The 16,376-nt window shown below is 65.4% G+C and carries 14 protein-coding genes and 1 riboswitch; of the genes, 4 read left to right on the forward strand and 10 right to left on the reverse strand.

Features of this window, described 5'->3' with window-relative positions; genetic code table 11:
- Positions 1-12 precede the first annotated feature (12 nt).
- The 4 genes from CI785_RS10085 to CI785_RS10100 all read right to left on the reverse strand — a co-directional run bounded on the left by CI785_RS10085 (position 13) and on the right by CI785_RS10100 (position 4,400).
- The gene (locus tag CI785_RS10085) at positions 13-1,188 is read right to left on the reverse strand and encodes a PQQ-dependent sugar dehydrogenase (RefSeq protein WP_105031942.1); all 1,176 of its coding nucleotides are present in this window, start codon (positions 1,186-1,188) and stop codon (positions 13-15) included.
- A gap of 56 nt (positions 1,189-1,244) precedes the next feature.
- Positions 1,245-1,910 (reverse strand): SDR family NAD(P)-dependent oxidoreductase, encoded by a 666-nt coding sequence (locus tag CI785_RS10090; protein WP_105031943.1) that lies wholly within the window; start codon positions 1,908-1,910, stop codon positions 1,245-1,247.
- Positions 1,911-2,074: 164 nt separating this feature from the next.
- The gene (locus CI785_RS10095) at positions 2,075-3,229 is read right to left on the reverse strand and encodes an alpha/beta hydrolase (RefSeq protein ID WP_105031944.1); all 1,155 of its coding nucleotides are present in this window, start codon (positions 3,227-3,229) and stop codon (positions 2,075-2,077) included.
- Positions 3,230-3,374: 145 nt separating this feature from the next.
- Positions 3,375-4,400 (reverse strand): zinc-dependent alcohol dehydrogenase family protein, encoded by a 1,026-nt coding sequence (locus CI785_RS10100; RefSeq protein ID WP_205753599.1) that lies wholly within the window; start codon positions 4,398-4,400, stop codon positions 3,375-3,377.
- Between the two features lie 149 nt (positions 4,401-4,549).
- On the opposite strand from CI785_RS10100, the gene CI785_RS10105 reads away from it, so the two are divergent.
- Both CI785_RS10105 and CI785_RS10110 read left to right on the forward strand, forming a co-directional pair.
- Entirely contained in the window at positions 4,550-5,428 is an 879-nt protein-coding gene (locus CI785_RS10105; protein WP_105031945.1) for a helix-turn-helix transcriptional regulator, read from the forward strand.
- A 219-nt stretch (positions 5,429-5,647) separates the two neighbouring features.
- Complete coding sequence (locus tag CI785_RS10110; RefSeq protein WP_105031946.1) at positions 5,648-6,007, forward strand: hypothetical protein; 360 nt, start codon at positions 5,648-5,650, stop codon at positions 6,005-6,007.
- A 20-nt stretch (positions 6,008-6,027) separates the two neighbouring features.
- Here the strand turns inward: CI785_RS10110 and CI785_RS10115 are convergent, their stop codons facing one another.
- Complete coding sequence (locus tag CI785_RS10115) at positions 6,028-6,759, reverse strand: response regulator transcription factor (protein ID WP_105031947.1); 732 nt, start codon at positions 6,757-6,759, stop codon at positions 6,028-6,030.
- 271 nt (positions 6,760-7,030) lie between these two features.
- Here CI785_RS10115 and CI785_RS10120 point away from each other — a divergent pair, with 271 nt between their 5' ends.
- A complete protein-coding gene (locus CI785_RS10120; protein WP_157940229.1) occupies positions 7,031-8,377 on the forward strand; it encodes a hypothetical protein in 1,347 nt (448 codons plus the stop codon).
- Between the two features lie 29 nt (positions 8,378-8,406).
- Positions 8,407-9,306 (forward strand): class F sortase, encoded by a 900-nt coding sequence (locus tag CI785_RS10125; protein WP_157940230.1) that lies wholly within the window; start codon positions 8,407-8,409, stop codon positions 9,304-9,306.
- 33 nt (positions 9,307-9,339) lie between these two features.
- Here the strand turns inward: CI785_RS10125 and sfnG are convergent, their stop codons facing one another.
- The 5 genes from sfnG to CI785_RS10150 all read right to left on the reverse strand — a co-directional run bounded on the left by sfnG (position 9,340) and on the right by CI785_RS10150 (position 16,370).
- Positions 9,340-10,509, reverse strand: coding sequence for a dimethylsulfone monooxygenase SfnG (gene sfnG, locus CI785_RS10130; RefSeq protein WP_105031950.1), 1,170 nt, complete (start codon positions 10,507-10,509; stop codon positions 9,340-9,342).
- A 5-nt stretch (positions 10,510-10,514) separates the two neighbouring features.
- Positions 10,515-10,620, reverse strand: a riboswitch (SAM riboswitch).
- A 260-nt stretch (positions 10,621-10,880) separates the two neighbouring features.
- Positions 10,881-12,278, reverse strand: a complete 1,398-nt coding sequence (locus CI785_RS10135; RefSeq protein ID WP_105031951.1) for an L-serine ammonia-lyase — start codon at positions 12,276-12,278, stop codon at positions 10,881-10,883.
- 117 nt (positions 12,279-12,395) lie between these two features.
- Positions 12,396-13,031: a sarcosine oxidase subunit gamma gene (locus tag CI785_RS10140; protein ID WP_105031952.1), complete on the reverse strand. Its 636-nt coding sequence runs from the start codon at positions 13,029-13,031 to the stop codon at positions 12,396-12,398.
- Complete coding sequence (locus CI785_RS10145) at positions 13,024-15,966, reverse strand: sarcosine oxidase subunit alpha family protein (RefSeq protein ID WP_105031953.1); 2,943 nt, start codon at positions 15,964-15,966, stop codon at positions 13,024-13,026. Before CI785_RS10145 ends, CI785_RS10140 begins: the two co-directional genes overlap by 8 nt.
- Entirely contained in the window at positions 15,963-16,370 is a 408-nt protein-coding gene (locus CI785_RS10150; RefSeq protein WP_105031954.1) for a sarcosine oxidase subunit delta, read from the reverse strand. Before CI785_RS10150 ends, CI785_RS10145 begins: the two co-directional genes overlap by 4 nt.
- Between the last annotated feature and the right edge of the window lie 6 nt (positions 16,371-16,376).

The following is a 16,376-nucleotide window of genomic DNA, read 5'->3' on the forward strand; positions in this document are numbered from 1 at the left end:
TGGAGTATCGGGTCAGGAAGCCGGTACGGGTACGCGGAGGAGTCGATCATCGGCCTCGGAGGGGTCGCCGCGTCCGTCGGTGTTACTGGTGAGGATCCACAGGCCACCGTCGGGGCCGGCGGCGACGTCCCGGAACCGGCCGTAGTCGCCCGTGTAGTAGTCGGTGGAGGCACCAGGGTCGGCGACGGGCACGGCGCGCAGCACCTGGCCGCGGAGATTGGCGATGTACAGCGTGCCGCCCAGGTGCGTCATTCCGCTGGGGCTGGCCACTGCCGGATCCCACTGCTGGACCGGGTCGGTGAACCCTTCCGCGCCGGCGATGCCTTCGACGACTGGCCAACCGTAGTTGGTTCCGGCCGTGATGATGTTCAGCTCGTCCCAGGTGTTCTGCCCGAATTCCGTGGCGAACATCGTGCCGTCATCCGCCCATGTCACGCCCTGCGGGTTGCGGTGCCCATAGCTGTAGGTGAGCGAGTCGGGGAACGGGTTGTCGGCCGGGACCTCTCCGTCAGGAGTCATCCGGAGGATTTTTCCGGCAAGGGATGAACGATCCTGGGCAGCGTCGCGCCGGCCGGCGTCGCCGCTCGTCGCGTACAGCATCCCGTCGGGGCCAAAGGCCAGACGGCCACCGTCGTGATAACTCGCCGAAGGGATGCCGTCGAGCAGGGTTTCCGCCTCCCCCAGTTCCAGCGAGCCCGGGTCACCGATGGGAGTGAACCGCTGGATGCGATTCCCATCGGCTGCAGTGGAGTAGACGTAGAGCCTCTGCTGGTCATCGACCGTCATGCCGAGCAGGCCCCCCTCCCCCGTACCGGCGACGCCCTCGACGGTTCCGGCGACGCGGGTCGAACCGTCGGGAAGGACCTCGAGAACCCGGTCGCTGTCCCGTTCACTGACGAGCGTTGCCCCGTCCGTGAACGCCACGGACCACGGAGCCTGCAAGCCCGAAGCGACGGTCTCGGGTTCAGCCCCCGGTACCAGTCGACCCGGGGAGGGTGTTCCCTCCGAGGTCGGTTGGGGTGAACCGGTCGCACCTGGGGTCGGAACACTGGTGGAGGACGAGGACGAGGACGGTAGCGCAGCTTGAGGTGCGGCTGTATCGGTCGCCGGGCTGCAGGAGCTGACGAGCACGGCGGTGCCGAGTGTCGCTACCGCAAGGGCCGCTCGGTGCGTGAAGCGAATGGTCATGATGGTTCTCCTGCTGCGACAGTCTGGGCTTCGGGTATCAAGCGGTGCGAGCGGTGTCAGTCGTCGAAGTCGTGGGCGTAGACGCGGAAGTCGCCTCGTTTTTGGTGCATCGTCCACAGGGTGTCCGCGAGGGTGTCGGGGTCCGTAGCGGGATCGCCGGGTGTGATGGCGCCCGGGATGATGAGCTGGCCGACGTGGATGTTGTCGGCTTTCACGGTGTCGTGGAGCATCTGCGCGTAGGCGCTCTCACCGGCGAAGGCGATAGACGTCCCGGCATAGGTTCCATTCGGGCGGACGGCGCTGCCGCCGTTGACGAACAGGATGGTGCCCCGCCCGAGGAACCTCATGCCCTGCAGGACCTGGTGCACGGCGGTCAGCGGCCCGTAGACGGAGAATTCGACGGCGCCGGCCAGGTCCGTGACCGTGGTTTCCAGCAGGGGACGGAGGAACTCCTTCTGCGGCAGGGGGCTGTACTCGAGGATCTCGATCGGGCCGAGATCAGCGGTTGCCTGCTCAAGGGCGGCGACCAGCGATGCCGAGGTCCGGACATCGGCGGCGTATCCGCGGGCCGTGATGCCCTCGCTGGTGAGCTCTGCCGCGAGAGAGTCGAGGCGTTCCTGGTTGCGGGAGATCAGGGCAACGGAGAGTCCTTCGGAGCCGAACTTCCGGGCGATGGCAGCGCCGAGGCCCTGACCTGCTCCGATGATGGCGATCGTGGTCATAATGTGTGGTCCTTTCGAGACGCTGACGTCAGATGTGTCTTAAGGTCCCCGTGGTGAGTGCTGAACGCAGACGATGCGGCATATCCGGCCGGGGCTGGGGGGCGCGGACCCCATATGTGGGGATAGGACGGGTGGGGCCCGCGCCGTTCAGGGAGGGAAAAGGCTCAGAGGTTCTCGTTGAAGAAGAACGTGAGCTTGTCCCAGGGAATGAGGTCGACACGGTCGTAGAGATCGACGTGGCCGGCACCGGGAACGATGTAGAGCTCCTTCGGTTCGGCGGCCTGCGCGTAGGCGTCCTCGCTGAAGTAGCGCGAGTTCGCGACTTCTCCATGGACGAGCAGCACGGGGCGGGGCGCTATCCATTCGATGTTGTCAAACGGGTAGAATTGCATCAGTGCGCCGTTGCTGGTCATCGACATCTCCGTGGTGGAGCGGGGGTGCTGACCGCGCGGGGTGCGGTAGTAGTCGTAGAACTCCTTGGCGACGTCCGGGGAGTCGGCTGTGATGGTCGCAGGGGTGCCGACGATGTATTCGGTCGGCCCGCCCTCGGCTTCGATCCAGCGCTGCCGGCTCATCTGCTCGACGTGCTCGCGGCGCTGCTGCTGGGTCCAGGTGTCTCCGAGCTGCTGCCTTCGGTCACGTCCCATGTCGTACATGCTGACCGTGGCAACAGCCTTCATCCGCGTATCGGTCTGTGCCGCTGCGATAGAGAACCCGCCGCTGCCGCACACCCCGAGCACGCCGATGCGTTCCCGGTCGACCAGCGGGTGCCGGCCGAGGTAGTCCACCGCTGCACTGAAGTCCTCGACGAACGCCTCCGGGGACGCGATGAAATGAGGCAACCCGCCGCTCTCGCCGTTGTAGGAGGCATCAAAGGCGATCGTGACGAAACCACGCTCAGCCATGGTCTGCGCGTACAAGCCCGAGGTCTGCTCCTTCACACCGCCAAAGGGGTGCCCGACGACCAGCGCCCGCATGGGGGCAGACGATGAGGCGTTCTGCGGTGTGTAAAGGTCCGCGACGAGGGTGAGTCCGAGCCGGTTCGGGAAGGTCACTTTCTCGTGGGCGACCAGCGGGTTGCGGGGGAAGGTCTTGTCCCACGACGGGTCCACGGCTGGTGCAGGTGCCGGAGCGCTCCCACCCCCGGGCCCGCTGGCCGCGGCACTGGCGATGGAGAAAGCACCCAGGGCCGCTCCTCCGACACCTGCAAGCTTCAGGATGTTCCGTCGCCCGAGAGCTCGGCCGTCATTCCCGGACCGGCCCGGCTGGGTCAGTTCCGTATTCGGAATTGCTTCGGGAGGTAGCTGCTGGGCATTCATGGGGTACTCCTTAGATGTTCGGCAGGTATGGAGGTATTCGACGTGATCGCAGAGCAGGCCAGAAGGGCCGCGGATTCGCTGCCTGACCGCATCAGCGATTTGATGCAGGCAAGCCGACGCGGTGCCCAATGCGTCTGGTCGAGGATCAGTCGAGGGTCAGCAGGACTTTCGTGGCCCGACGTTCTGCCATGGCCTTGTAGCCTTCCGCGGCGTCCTCGAGGGGCAGAGTGAGATCGAAGACCTTGCCCGGGTCGATGGTCCGGTCCCAGATCAGCTCGATCAGGTGCGGCAGGTAGCGGCGCACGGGTGCGGGCCCGCCGAGGGTATGGATGCCGGCGAAGAACAGCTCCATGCCCGGGATCTGCACGTCGTAATTCACACCGACATAGCCGAGGTGCCCACCACCGCGGGTGGCTCCGACCGCCTGCATGAAGGACTCCTGCGTTCCGACGGCTTCGACGACCGAGTGAGCCCCCAGCCCCCCGGTGAGTTCCTTGATTCGTGCGACGCCCTCTTCGCCGCGCTCCTCCACGATGTCGGTCGCACCGTAGAAGCGGGCGAGCTCCTGCCGATCCGCGTGCCGGGACATGGCGATGATGCGCTCTGCACCGAGCTGCTTGGCAGCAAGGATGGACATCAGACCGACAGCGCCGTCGCCGACAACGGCGACGGTCTTCCCCGGACCGGCCTGGGCGGCCTCAGCCGCGAACCAACCGGTACCGAGGACGTCGGAAGCTGCCAGCAGCGACGGGATCAGGTCGGCGTCCGGCTGCCCCGGCGTGGCAACCAGTGTCCCGTCGGCGTAGGGAATGCGCGCCTTCTGGGCCTGGGTCCCGATCCCGCCGGCCACGAACGAGGCGTGCACGCACTTGGACTGGAACCCGGCCTGACAGATCTCACAGGTGTTGTCGGAGATGACAAAGGACCCGACGACGAAGTCACCGACCGCAAGGGTCTTCACCTCCGCGCCGATCTCCTCGACGATGCCCACATACTCGTGACCCATCAGGGTGTGGTCCACCGGCTCGATCCCGCGGTAAGGCCACAAGTCGGACCCGCAGATGCACGTGGCGGTGAGACGGACGATCGCGTCGGTGGGCTCGATGATGGTCGGATCCTCACGGTCCTCGACCCGGACATCGCCCGGGGCGTGCATGATGACTCCACGCATGATGAAACTCCTTGTCGTTCGGCTTTCCAGTGGCACTGGATGGTCACTGCATCCAGTCAAACCCCGATTCGAGACGCGAAGGAGTCCCTGTCGAGGGATGTACTGACAGGGAACCCCAGCGCCGTGAAGAGCGACCTACGCTTGATTCCATGGACAATCGAGCCGAAGTCCGCGCCTTCCTCATGTCGCGGCGCGCGAAGGTGACACCGGAAGAAGCAGGGCTGATCGCAGGCCTCAACCGGCGAGTGCCCGGGCTCCGCCGCAACGAGGTCGCAACCCTGGCCGGAGTCAGCGTCGAGTACTACTCCAAGCTCGAACGCGGCGCCATCGCCGGTGCATCATCCTCGGTCCTGGACGCCCTAGCCCGGGCCCTGCAGCTCGACGACGCCGAACGCACACACCTGTTCGACCTCGCCCGCGCAGCCGATGGCATACCTACTTCCGGCCGGCCCCGCCAACGCACCCCGCGGAAGGCGCCCACGCGGCCGAGTCTGTTCTGGGCACTGGAATCCATCACGGACGGCATTGCCTTCGTCCGTAACCAGGGCCAGGACCTCCTGGCCGCGAACGCCCTCGGCCGCGCCTTCTACTCACCCATGATCGGGGACGGCGGGATGGTCCCGAACCTCGCACGCTTCCAGTTCCTCGACCCCGCATCGCGCGACTTCTACCCCGACTGGGACGCCTTCGCCGCAATGTGCGTAGCCATCATGCGAGCTGAGGCCGGACGGGATCCCCATAACCGTGCACTGCAGGACCTCGTGGGCGAGCTGTCCACCCGCAGCGACACCTTCCGTACCCTGTGGGGTGCCCATGACGTACGACAGCACGCCACAGGGACTAAGCGCTACAACCATCCCGTGGTCGGCGAACTCACCCTGGCCTACGAGGAATTGCTCCCCACTGCTGAGCCGGGACTGGCCTTCATGATCTACACGGCCGAACCCGGATCGCCCTCCGCAGAGCGACTCCGACTACTTGCTTCATGGGCTGCCGAACATACGACGGCACTCATTAACTCCGATTGAGCAGGCCCAGCACGATTTGCGTCCAGCCATAGATTTAGGTGATCAAGCGAGAAAGGTAATTCAGCGCCACGGTATTTGTGAGACATAAGTTTGATTATCAGCGAATTGTTCTTGCTCGTGTGTTACCTCGTGAACCTGTCGGGCTGTGTTGGCTAGCCCGGGCAGGATCACCGTGTTGCCTCGGTGCCAGCGTCTCTAGCTAGAACGTTGGACCGGATTGTGAAGGGTGTAGAGCTCGCTGCAGGCGGGGAGCTGTTGGATTGCATCGATGTGATGCAACCTAGGTATATGCAGTACATACGAGCTGGCGCCGACGATCGCATCACGGCGTACTTAGACGTATGCGGGATAGGTATGCCGATGGCTTCTGACGGGCGGCTGCGGATCCTGGTGCAGGACTTGTTTGATTTCTACGGCAGTGATTCAGACGGCGAGCATGTCACTCCTGTGCAGCCGTTCATGCTTGATGGTGAGGACCCGGACTACCTTGACTTCGTGACAGGCGGTGTGGAGGAGCGGGAGCAGATCCTTGAGAGGCGCATCATCCTTCGCTTCAACGAACTGATGCACACCCTTTAGTGCTTCCCTTTGGTTCTCGGTCAGATGGGTTTATCCTCGGCCTTGATCTGTAGGAGGATCCGATCGACGATGGCGTCGGGCTCGTCGTCGACGAGCCCGCATTGAACGGCTTGGACGGCAAGATCCACGCGGCTGGCCGCTTGCATGACCTCCATGATGCGGGCGAGGTCCGCTTTGATGGTGGCCACACTGACGTGGAGTGGTTGTGCGATCTGCGCGTTTGTTCGTCCGGCTGCTACTTCGCGCATGATCTGCAGTTCCCGGGCGGACAGTGTCAGGAGCCGTGAGGCGCGCTTGGGATCGATGGGCCGTCGATCAGAGGCTGCGGCTTTCAGGGCTGAGTGGCCTGTGGTGACGTGCCCTCCTCGGTGCACGATACGTAGCACGGCGCCGATGTCTTCAAGGTAGTCGCCGCCTCTTACGAGGACGGCTTCGAGTCGTATCAGGTCTTCCATAATGAGTTGGTGCGCGAGAGCCTCATCGGCAAGGACAACCACTTTTGTCGTCTGGCTGACTATTCGGGCCGCTGCAGCCAGGGCTTCGATCTCGTGCTCATCAGTGCTGCTTACTACGAGCACATCAGGATTGCTCGCTGTGACCGCGGCCAGTGTTGCTTCGTCGTCGGAGGTGACACCACAGACGCTGATGAAGGCGCATGGTTTCAGGAGTTGCCGTAGACCAGCGATTGTCAGAACGTCCCGTGATGCCAGGTGGACTCTCACCGTGCTGTTGGACCGTGCTGCGAGACCCATGCCAAACCCCTGCCCCCATGGTGGCCTCCCTTGGCCACTTGGCTAGTTTGACTGACCACTTGGCTATTTACCAGCCATTACTCAGGCTACTTACTAGCTACTTGGCTAGAGGAAGTGTAGCTACTTGGCCGTAGCGCTGGACTACTTGGTGGTGTGGGGTGAGAAGTAGGACAAATCGAGGCGGCAGGGGTGCCTCGCGTTTCCCCTCCCTAGGTCTCTTGGGAGTCACCTTCGAATTACTTGGAGAACATCAATGCTCACTCGCAACCGCATGCTGGCGACCGGTTCCACCGTTGCTCTGGCCGCAGGAGGCCTCTTCTTCTCAGCAGCACCCGCGTCCGCTGACCTGGACTCGCCCGAGTGCCTGGCCGCTCAGGCCGCGTTCATCGCAGCCCTGGACGGCGCCGGCGTCGATGCCGGCCTGTTGGCCGAGCTCGACATCGCGCTGGACAACGTCGTCACCGCGCAGACCGCCCTCGATGCCCTCGTGAACGGCTCCAACGGCGAGCAGGCACAAGCGCAGGCCGCCCTCACCGCTGCGGAACTCGTCCTTGAAGGACTCGCGGTCGATTTGGGTCTTGTGCAAGGCGATCTGGAAGCGGCCCTGGCATTGGTGGCGGCAGCGGACCTCGAGATCGGTACTGCCCAGGGCGACCTCGAAGCTGTTGTGAACGCTCAAGCCATCCTTGTTGCTGATGCTCAGGCCGATATCAACGCTGCTCTCCGTGCGCAGGCAGACGCTGCCCAGCTTCTGGCGGACGCGAACCTGGCTGTCGCAGCTGCGCTGCTGACCCCCGATGATCTGACCGATGATGCCGCTGCCGCACAGTTGGTTGCCAATGCGAACCTGGCGATCACCACCGCCAATGGCCTCTTTACCACAGCTACGCTTGACTTCAACACGGCTGTCGAGACTCAGACTCGCCTTGTAGGAGAGGCCGAGGCGGCTGTCACGGTCGCTGTAGACGCGCGTGATGCTCTGATCCTCGAACTCGACATCGCGGGACTCCGCGCTGCAGTTGACCAGCTCGAACTCGATGTCGCAGCTCAGCTCGGGGTCGTCGCGGAACTCAACGCGGCACTCATCGCCGCAGGTGACCTCGACGCCATCGCCGCTGCGGCCGCCAACCTCGAGGCCGCTCTCGCGGTCGTCGCCGGCCTCCAGGTCCAGCTCGACGGTGAAGCACTCGACCTCGTGGCCCTGGAAGCACTGTTCGACGCTTCGATCTCCGCGTGCGGAGTCGTCGGGACCGTCGGTGGCCCCGGGGTCGTCGAGGTCGTCGTCGACATCGACATCATCGTCGACAACAACAATGGTGGAGTTGTCGGCGGCGGCACCGGCGGCGTAGTCGGCGGCGGTACGGGTACCGGTACGGGTGGATCGGTCGTCGTCGAAGGCGGCACTGGCGGTACCACCGTCACCAACCGTGGTGGAACCACGGGGGTCGGTGGAGCCGGCAACACCGGAGCCAACCGCGGTGTCAACATCCAGACCGCCGCAGAGACAGAGGAAACCGGCAGCGCCGCGGGCCTCGGACTCCTCGGCCTGATGACAGCCGGCCTGGGCGTTGCAGCAGCGACCGTCGGCCTGCGCCGCAAGGCACAGCGCACCAACTAGTTCCACCGGGGGCAACCCCTGAGCGCTGCATGACAACCAGCACCACCCAGGGGTACCGGTCCATCGGGCCGGTACCCCTGGCCAGTTCCACAGGAAATCAGGGGACAGCAGAGGACACCATGGAACCCGAGAACACCGCAGTACCCACCGACCACCACGACGCATCAACGCCGTTCGAGCGCATCGTGAAGATCCTCCGCTTCGCCCTCCTGCCTCTTGCTGCTGTCGCCCTCGTCGCGGTAATGATCATCTTCATCCCGACCCTCGGTGACTCCTCGCAGGCCGCCGAGGACGGACAGGGGCAGGCTCTGACCGCTCCAGTAGTACCGACACCAGACTCGACGGCAGCACCGGACACTGCTGAAGCCACACCTGACAACACCGCCGCCGACACTCCGGCCTCTGCGCCGTCCACCCCACCAGCTCCTGTCGCCTCCCCCACACCGACTCCAAGCGGCTCCGGGGAGGCGACAGGTGCATCGTCCCCGCAGGGAGTCGCTCCGACGCACATCACCGTAGCCGCAGCAGGCATCGACGTCGCCGTCCTACCTCTCATTCCCACCAAGGATGAAATTGCCGCGCAATCGATCGTCCCGCCCATCACGGACGACGGCTACTGGCTCACCTCCTACGGCGCCCCCGGTGAGGGCTCCACAGACACCACCTACATCGCCGGCCACAGCTGGGAAGGACGGGAAGCACCATTCGACCTCTTCAGCACCAATACGGACCCTGGTGACACGATCGTCCTCGACACCATGGCAGGACCGCTGACATACGTGGTCGACGATGTCACCACCTACGACAAGAACACCCTCAAAGACAGCGACATCTGGGACATCACCCCACACCGACTCGTGATCATCAGCTGTTTCACCGAGGACCCGTGGGGTAAAAACGTCGTCGTCACCGCATCACCGGCAACTTAGACCCACGCGTGCGGGATGCGAAGAAATGTCCTACTAACGGACACCTGCCGTGCTGGATGCGGGGGCTGCGAGGGTGGATTCGGGGTCGAAGTCCACTCCCGCGCTGCGTGCGGCGTCGGCCTCGAGCTCCCGCACGATCGGCAGGATGTCCGTGCCGAAGGCTGCAACTTCTTCCTGGAAGTGCAGGTAGCAGGTGAGGAAGAGGTTCACGCCGATCTTCTTGTACTCCACGATGCGTTCGGCGATCTGCTCGGGCGTGCCGATGAGCTGGGTCTTGAAGCCGTCGTTGTACTGGATGAGGTCCTCGAACGTGGAGTCGGCCCACATGCCCTTGCCGTCCTTCGTTGAGGCGCCGGCTTCCTGCACAGCATCGCGGAAGCCCTCCACGGCGGGGCGGTGCGCCTTCGCGACGATCTCTCGCAGGGTGTCCCGGGCCTCCTTTTCCGAGTCGCGGGCGATGACGAAACCATTGAGGCCGTATCGAGGATGCCGGCCCGCCTGGGCAGCGGAGGCCTGGACGCCTGCGATGTTGTCCTTGAAGTCCTCGAGGTCCTTGCCGTTGGAGAAGTACCAGTCCGCTACCCGGCCCGCGGTGGCCTGAGCCGCCGTCGAGTTCCCACCGAAGAAGACCTCGGGGTGCGGACGTCCCGGTACATCAATGGGGGCAGGGCTCAGCGTGAAGTCGTTGATGTCGTAGTACTTGCCCGACTGGCTGTACCCCTCTTCGGTCCACAGGCCGCGCAGCACGCGGATGAACTCCTCCGTGCGGACATAGCGCTCATCGTGCTCGAGCCACTCCAGGCCGAAGTTCACGAATTCGTCCTTCAGCCAACCGGAGACAATGTTGACGGCGGCACGGCCGTTGGAGATGTGATCGGCGGTGATGATGAACTTTGCCAGCACGCCCGGGTGCCACATGCCAGGGTGGACAGCGGCGATGACCTTCAGCTTCTCCGTCGCGGCAAGGAGGGCGAGGGAGAATGATGTCGCCTCGTGCTGTTTGTCCGCGCCGTAGGACGCGGCGTACCGGGTCTGCGACAGGGCGTACTCGAACCCGGCATCCTCAGCGATCCGGGCGAGTTTCTTGTTGTAGTCGAAGTCCCAGCTGGTGCGCTGCTCGATGGTCGAGACCACCAGGCCGCCACTAACGTTCGGTACCCAGTAGGCGAACTTCAGGGGGGTGGAAAGGTCGGCTGCGCTCATCAGATCCTCCATCGGTCTGGCAGTAGCACCCTAATGTCGCCGCGTCAGATGCGGTGGCCAGGGTTGCTGCGGCGTCAGTGAGCCAGATCTCTCAGCCGCTCGGGATGGTCACGACGAGTGTGACACCGCGCCGTTGCAGGACCAAACCATATGACTTGCTATGCAGCCCACGTCCGTCGAGCACAGAACACGACCTAGGGACACACCCAGCCTCATCGCGAACCGCCACCTGACAAAAGGCAGGTTACCGGCGATCCAGGATGAGGCGTACTGCCACCGGCGCGTGAGCACCAAGGTCCTCCTTGCAGCTGCATCGTGCAACGCGGAAACGTACGCGTCGACCGTCTCACCCCGATGACTCGCAATTGTCCTCAGCACGCCACCACGTTGACGGCCAGCCCGCCCATGGCCGTCTCCTTGTACTTGGAGCTCATGTCCTTGCCCGTCTCCCGCATGGTGATGATGACCTCGTCGAGGGACACCCGGTGTACGCCGTCTCCCCACAGCGCCATTTTCGCCGCATTGATCGCTTTCGCCGCGGCGATGGCGTTTCGTTCGATGCAGGGCACCTGGACCAGACCACCGATGGGATCGCAGGTCAGGCCGAGATTGTGCTCCATCGCGATCTCGGCCGCGTTCTCGACCTGCGACGGGCTGCCACCCATCACTTCGGCCAAACCGGCGGCAGCCATGGACGAGGCGGAGCCCACTTCGCCCTGGCAGCCCATCTCCGCGCCTGAGATCGAGGCTTGTTCCTTGAACAGGACTCCCACGGCACCCGCGGTCAGAAGGAACTTGACCACCACGTCGTCACGATCCTGCTGGCTGGCGTCCTGCATGCCGGGCGCGAAGTACAGGGCGTAGTACAGCACGGCGGGGATGATGCCCGCCGCTCCGTTCGTCGGCGCGGTGACCACTCTGCCCCCGGATGCATTCTCCTCGTTGACGGCAAGAGCGATCAGGTTCACCCATTCCTGCCAGTACCGGGGATCGCGGTCCTTGTCCTCCTTCAGCAGGCGGTCATGCCAGTCGGGAGCGCGCCGGCGGACCTTGAGCCCCCCGGGTAGCAGTCCATCACGGGTGAGACTGACCTCCGCGCAGCTTTCCATGACCGAGTAGATGTGGAGCAGGCCCTGCCGGATCTCCTCTTCCGTGCGGCTGTCCTTCTCGTTGGTCAGCATCACATCGCTGATACCGAAGGAAGTTCGACGGCAGTGCTCCAGCAACTCCGCCGCGGTGCGGAACGGTAGCGAAAGTTCCTTTCTCGAGGTTTCGAGTTCCTGCCGGGCAGCGTCCTCCTCACCGTCCCGCACGATGAAGCCGCCACCGACGGAGAAGAAGGTGGCCGTACGGAGGACTCGCTCGGCCGGCCCGTAGACGGTGAATGTCATACCGTTCGTATGACGCGGCAGGATCGTCAGGGGGCGTAGGACCATGTCCTTCACTCCGTAGGGCAGGGACACGCTTCGACCAAGCTGCAGGATGCCGGTGTCGGCGATGGTCGCCAACCGTTCCTCCACCTCCTCGGGCTGGATGAGCTCCGGATGGAAACCCTCAAGACCGAGGAGGATCGCCGTCATCGTTCCGTGCCCGTGCCCTGTCGCAGCGAGCGAGCCATAGAGGTCGACTCGCAGTGACTCCACCTCGTCGAGGACCCCCGAGGCCTTCAGTTCTTCGCTGAACACCGCTGCGGCCCGCATCGGTCCGACAGTGTGCGAGCTGGAAGGTCCTATCCCTATGGAGAAGAGGTCGAAAACTCCTACGGCCATGGTGTCGTTCCTTCGTGTCGTGAGGCCCGGCAGAAGATCCTGTCGGAAGGGCGTCGGTGATCCGCCGACGCGTGATTCGGAAGAACCGAGCAGGCGGAAGCCGAACGCCGGCGGCCGTCAGGGAACCTCGGGCGAGGCGTACTCGCGCATCGCGTCGAGGAGCCACCGGCCCAGGAAGTCCGCGAAGGAGGCACGGGGGAAGAGCCGGAAGCTTTCCTCCCCGGTCTTCTCGAGGACCAGCGGAATGTTGCCCACCTCTGTGCTCAGGGCCGTTCCCGGGGGGAAGCTGCGGCGGTGCAGGTCCAAGGAACAGCCCTTCTCCAGGACGGCACGCGCCCGGGTGCCGGAGAGCTCGAAGGTGGTGCGGTTCGCGGACAGGTCCACCACCTGGCCCGGGGCTCCGCCCAGGGCGGCGCCGAGGGAACCGATGAGATCGCCGCCGAGCGAGTCGTGGGCCTCCTCAGGTGCGACCACCAGGAACTCGGACGGCCCCAGCCAGAGGACGCTGACGCCGTCGGCGCCACCCACTTCGCCGCAGCGGGCAGGCAAGCCGCCGGCCAGGGCGGCAACCCGCGCGCCTTCCTCGGAGCGGGGGTCCACCCGGAGACCCACCATGGTCTGGAATGGACCCTCCTTGAGGGTCACCGTCCCCTCGACGGACCCGGCTTCCATCGCGGCGGTCAAATGGGAGGCAGGGCTGCGCCGGATCTCCCGGAGTCCATTGATGCCGTTGAGTGCTGCGGTGTCAGCCATCCTTGCGGGTCCCTTCGGGGTCGAAAAGCACGGTTTCGGCGACGACGACGTCGACCAGCTGGTCGCCTGCGGCGGCCACCAGGGTCTCCCCGATGCGGTTGCGGCCGTTCTTGATCAGTGCCAGGGCGAAGGTCCGGCCCAGGGCGGCGCTGTGGTAGCTGGAGGTGACGAAGCCCTGCATCGGGACGGGACCGGTGGCAGGGTCGACGCCGATGCCCTGCTCCACCAGCTGGGTGCCTTCGGGGAGCCGGAAGGAACGATCCACGGGCAGCACGCTGACTAGGTGCTTGCGGTCCTCGCGCTGGGTATCGGCCCGGGCGTAGGAACGCTTGCCGATGAATTCCTTGGCCTTGGACACCACCCAGTCCATGCCGGCGTCCTGCGGGGTGACGGTGCCGTCGGTATCCTGGCCGACGATCGGGTAGCCCTTCTCGGCGCGGAGCACGTGCATGGTCTCGGTGCCGTAGGGGGTGATGTCGAACTCGGCGCCTGCGGCTGCCACGGCTTCCCAGGTGTTCAACCCGTACCAGGAAGGAACGTTGATCTCGTAGGCCAGTTCGCCGGAGAAGGAGATCCGGCAGACGCGGGCCTGCACGCCGGATGCGAGGGTGGTCTCGCGGAAGGTCATGAACGGGAAGGCTTCTGCCTCCAGCCCGCCATCCGCTGCCAGTTCCGGTGCCAGCTTGGCGATGACGGCCCGGGATCTGGGCCCGACGACGGCGATGGTGCTCCATTGTTCGGTCACGGAGGTGCAGTGCACGTCGAGGTCGGGCCACTCGGTCTGAAGCCATTCCTCGAGCCAGTCCAGCACCTTGGCGGCGCCGCCAGTGGTGGTGGTCATGAAGTACCGTTCCTCATCGAGGCGGAGGGTGACGCCGTCGTCGAAGATCATGCCGTCCGCCATGCACATCACGCCGTAGCGGGCCGAACCCGGGGCGAGCTTCTTGAAGGCGTTGGTGTAGATCCGGTTGAGGAACTCACCGGCGTCCTTGCCGCGGATCTCGATCTTCCCCAGGGTGGTGGCGTCCATGAAGCCGACGGAATCGCGGACGGCCGCGCACTCGCGCAGTACGGCCGCGTCCATGTCCTCCCCGGGCTGCGGGTAGTACCAGGGCCGCTTCCACTGTCCCACGTCCTCGAACAGGGCTCCCTCGGCTTCGTGCCACGGGTGGATGGACGTCTTGCGGGCGGGGTCGAACAGTTCGCCGCGCTGGCGTCCGGCGAGTGCTGCGAAGGCTACCGGGGTGAACGGAGCACGGTACGTCGTGGTGCCGATGTCACCGATGCCACGGGAGGCTTCGCCGGCTGTGCGAAGTGCGGCGGCGATGACGCCGATCGCGTTGACGCCGGAGGTCTTGCCCTGGTCGTTGGCGGTGCTGATGGAGGTGTAGCGCTTGATGTGTTCCACCGAGCGCATGCCGGCCCCGGTAGAGCGCAGGACATCGGCTACGGACTGGTCGCGCTGGAGATCCACGAAGTGGTGGTGCCAATCATCCGGCGTGCCGGCCTGGCCCGGGACCAGCCACAGCTGACGGGTCGGCGCGGAGGGCTTCGGCTCGCCGATGACGGACGGCTCCGTGGCGGACTCGAAGCCGGCGGCCCTGGCGGCGGACACGCCTGCCGAGATGCCTTCGGCCAGTACGTCCGCGAGGTCGAAGCTGCCGCGGCCGGAACCGATGGTCTGCTGGTTCGGGACCACGGTACTCGGCACGAAGGCGGCCAACTCGTCGTCCCAGCGCAGCTTGCCCTGCCGCTGGGAGTGGAGGTGCACCAGCGGACTCCAGCCGCCGGAGACCGCCAGCAGATCGCAGCCGATCTCCTCGACGCCGGAGGTGAGTTCGCCGTCGTCGTCGATGCTGCGGACGGTGACGGTGTCCAGGCGGCCGGTGCCGTCCGCAGAGGTGTCGGCCACCGCGCTGCCGATCAGCACCCGGGAGCCCGCGCCGACGGCGGCAGCAGCCACATCGGTGAGTTGTCGACGGGCGTCCACGATGGCCGCGACCTCGACGCCGGCGGCGCGCAGATCCGCGGCCAGGGCGTAGGCGCTGTCGTTGGTGGTGCTGATGACCACACGGTGTCCCGCGGCCACGGCGTAGCGGTTGAGATAGCTGCGGACGGCGGAGGCCAGCATGATCCCGGGGCGATCGTTGTTCTCGAAGACCAGGGGGCGTTCGTGGGCGCCGGGGGCCAACACCACCTGCTGGGCACGCACATGCCAGATACGCTGGCGGGAGACGCCGGGTGCTGCGGGACTGGACAAGTGGTCGGTGCGATTCTGGACCGCGATGACGTAGTTGGCGTCGTATGCGCCGAACGCGGTAGTCCGGTTGAGGACGGTGGATTCGGAGCCTGACACGAGTTCGGCCTCGACATCCGCCACCCATCCCAGGGCCGGCTTGCCCTCGATGGTCTCGGCCAGCCCGGGTGCGGTGGACCCGGACAGCAGGGATCCGCCGAGCTCGGGCTGGTCGTCGAGGAGCATGACGCGGGCGCCGGTACGGACGGCTTCGCGGGCGGCGGCCAAGCCGGCGGGACCGCCGCCGATGACAAGGACATCTGTGTGGACGTACTTCTTGTCGTACTCGGCGCGGTCATCCTCCGGGTCCAGCTTGCCCAGTCCGTTGAGCAGCTCTGCCTTCAGGCCGTCCACCAGGGTGACCGTGGTGGCCGGGAGCATGGACTCGGCGACGTGGCCGGGGAAGCGTGGCTGCACCTTGACCAGGGCATTCGACTCCTCGACTCCGGCGGACATGATGCCCCGGGGGCGGTCCTCGTACAGTGAGTTGCCGGCGGCGATGCAGCCATTGGCGAGCAGGGCCGAGGCGAGGGTGTCGCCGGGGTGGCCGGTGAATTCCTCGCCGTCCACGCTGAAACGCCAGGAGATGGTGCGGTCGATACGTCCGCCGGCTTCGAGGCGGAAGTTCTGGGAAGTCACTCGGTTGCTCCTTCCGGGGCGGTGGTGCTGGCGGAGCCGGTGCCTGTACCGGAGACGTCCGGAGCCGCGGTCCCGGTGGTGGTGCTGTCCGGAGCGGTGCTGGCGGTGCCGGATTCAGGTGCCGGAGCGGCTCTGTCGGGACGGCCCCCGCCCATGGGGTAGACCGCTTGGATCTCGTAGGTGACCGTGTCGCGGAGCATGTTGAACCACTGGCGGCAGCCGGTGCTGTGAAGCCAGCGTTCGGCGAAGGCACCCTTGGTGTTGTCCCGGTAGAACAGGAACTGTGCCCATTGGCGGTCGTCCAGCGCCGCCGGGTTCTCGGGGTAGGGCACGTGGGCCTGGCCCCCGTAGTGGAATTCGGTCTCGTCGCGGGAGCCGCAGTTGGGGCATGAGATGAGGAGCAAGTCCGG

The organism is Arthrobacter ruber (genome assembly GCF_002954225.1).
GTDB classification, from domain to species: Bacteria; Actinomycetota; Actinomycetes; order Actinomycetales; family Micrococcaceae; genus Arthrobacter_D; species Arthrobacter_D ruber.

Bases quoted from the DNA above. Each gene is read 5' to 3' on its own strand.
- CI785_RS10085 (WP_105031942.1), bottom strand. From the start codon at position 1,188: ATGACCATTCGCTTCACGCACCGAGCGGCCCTTGCGGTAGCGACACTC.
- CI785_RS10090 (WP_105031943.1), bottom strand. From the start codon at position 1,910: ATGACCACGATCGCCATCATCGGAGCAGGTCAGGGCCTCGGCGCTGCC.
- CI785_RS10095 (WP_105031944.1), bottom strand. From the start codon at position 3,229: ATGAATGCCCAGCAGCTACCTCCCGAAGCAATTCCGAATACGGAACTG.
- CI785_RS10100 (WP_205753599.1), bottom strand. From the start codon at position 4,400: ATGCGTGGAGTCATCATGCACGCCCCGGGCGATGTCCGGGTCGAGGAC.
- CI785_RS10105 (WP_105031945.1), top strand. From the start codon at position 4,550: ATGGACAATCGAGCCGAAGTCCGCGCCTTCCTCATGTCGCGGCGCGCG.
- CI785_RS10115 (WP_105031947.1), bottom strand. From the start codon at position 6,759: ATGGGTCTCGCAGCACGGTCCAACAGCACGGTGAGAGTCCACCTGGCA.
- CI785_RS10120 (WP_157940229.1), top strand. From the start codon at position 7,031: ATGCTGGCGACCGGTTCCACCGTTGCTCTGGCCGCAGGAGGCCTCTTC.
- CI785_RS10125 (WP_157940230.1), top strand. From the start codon at position 8,407: ATGACAACCAGCACCACCCAGGGGTACCGGTCCATCGGGCCGGTACCC.
- sfnG (WP_105031950.1), bottom strand. From the start codon at position 10,509: ATGAGCGCAGCCGACCTTTCCACCCCCCTGAAGTTCGCCTACTGGGTA.
- CI785_RS10135 (WP_105031951.1), bottom strand. From the start codon at position 12,278: ATGGCCGTAGGAGTTTTCGACCTCTTCTCCATAGGGATAGGACCTTCC.
- CI785_RS10140 (WP_105031952.1), bottom strand. From the start codon at position 13,031: ATGGCTGACACCGCAGCACTCAACGGCATCAATGGACTCCGGGAGATC.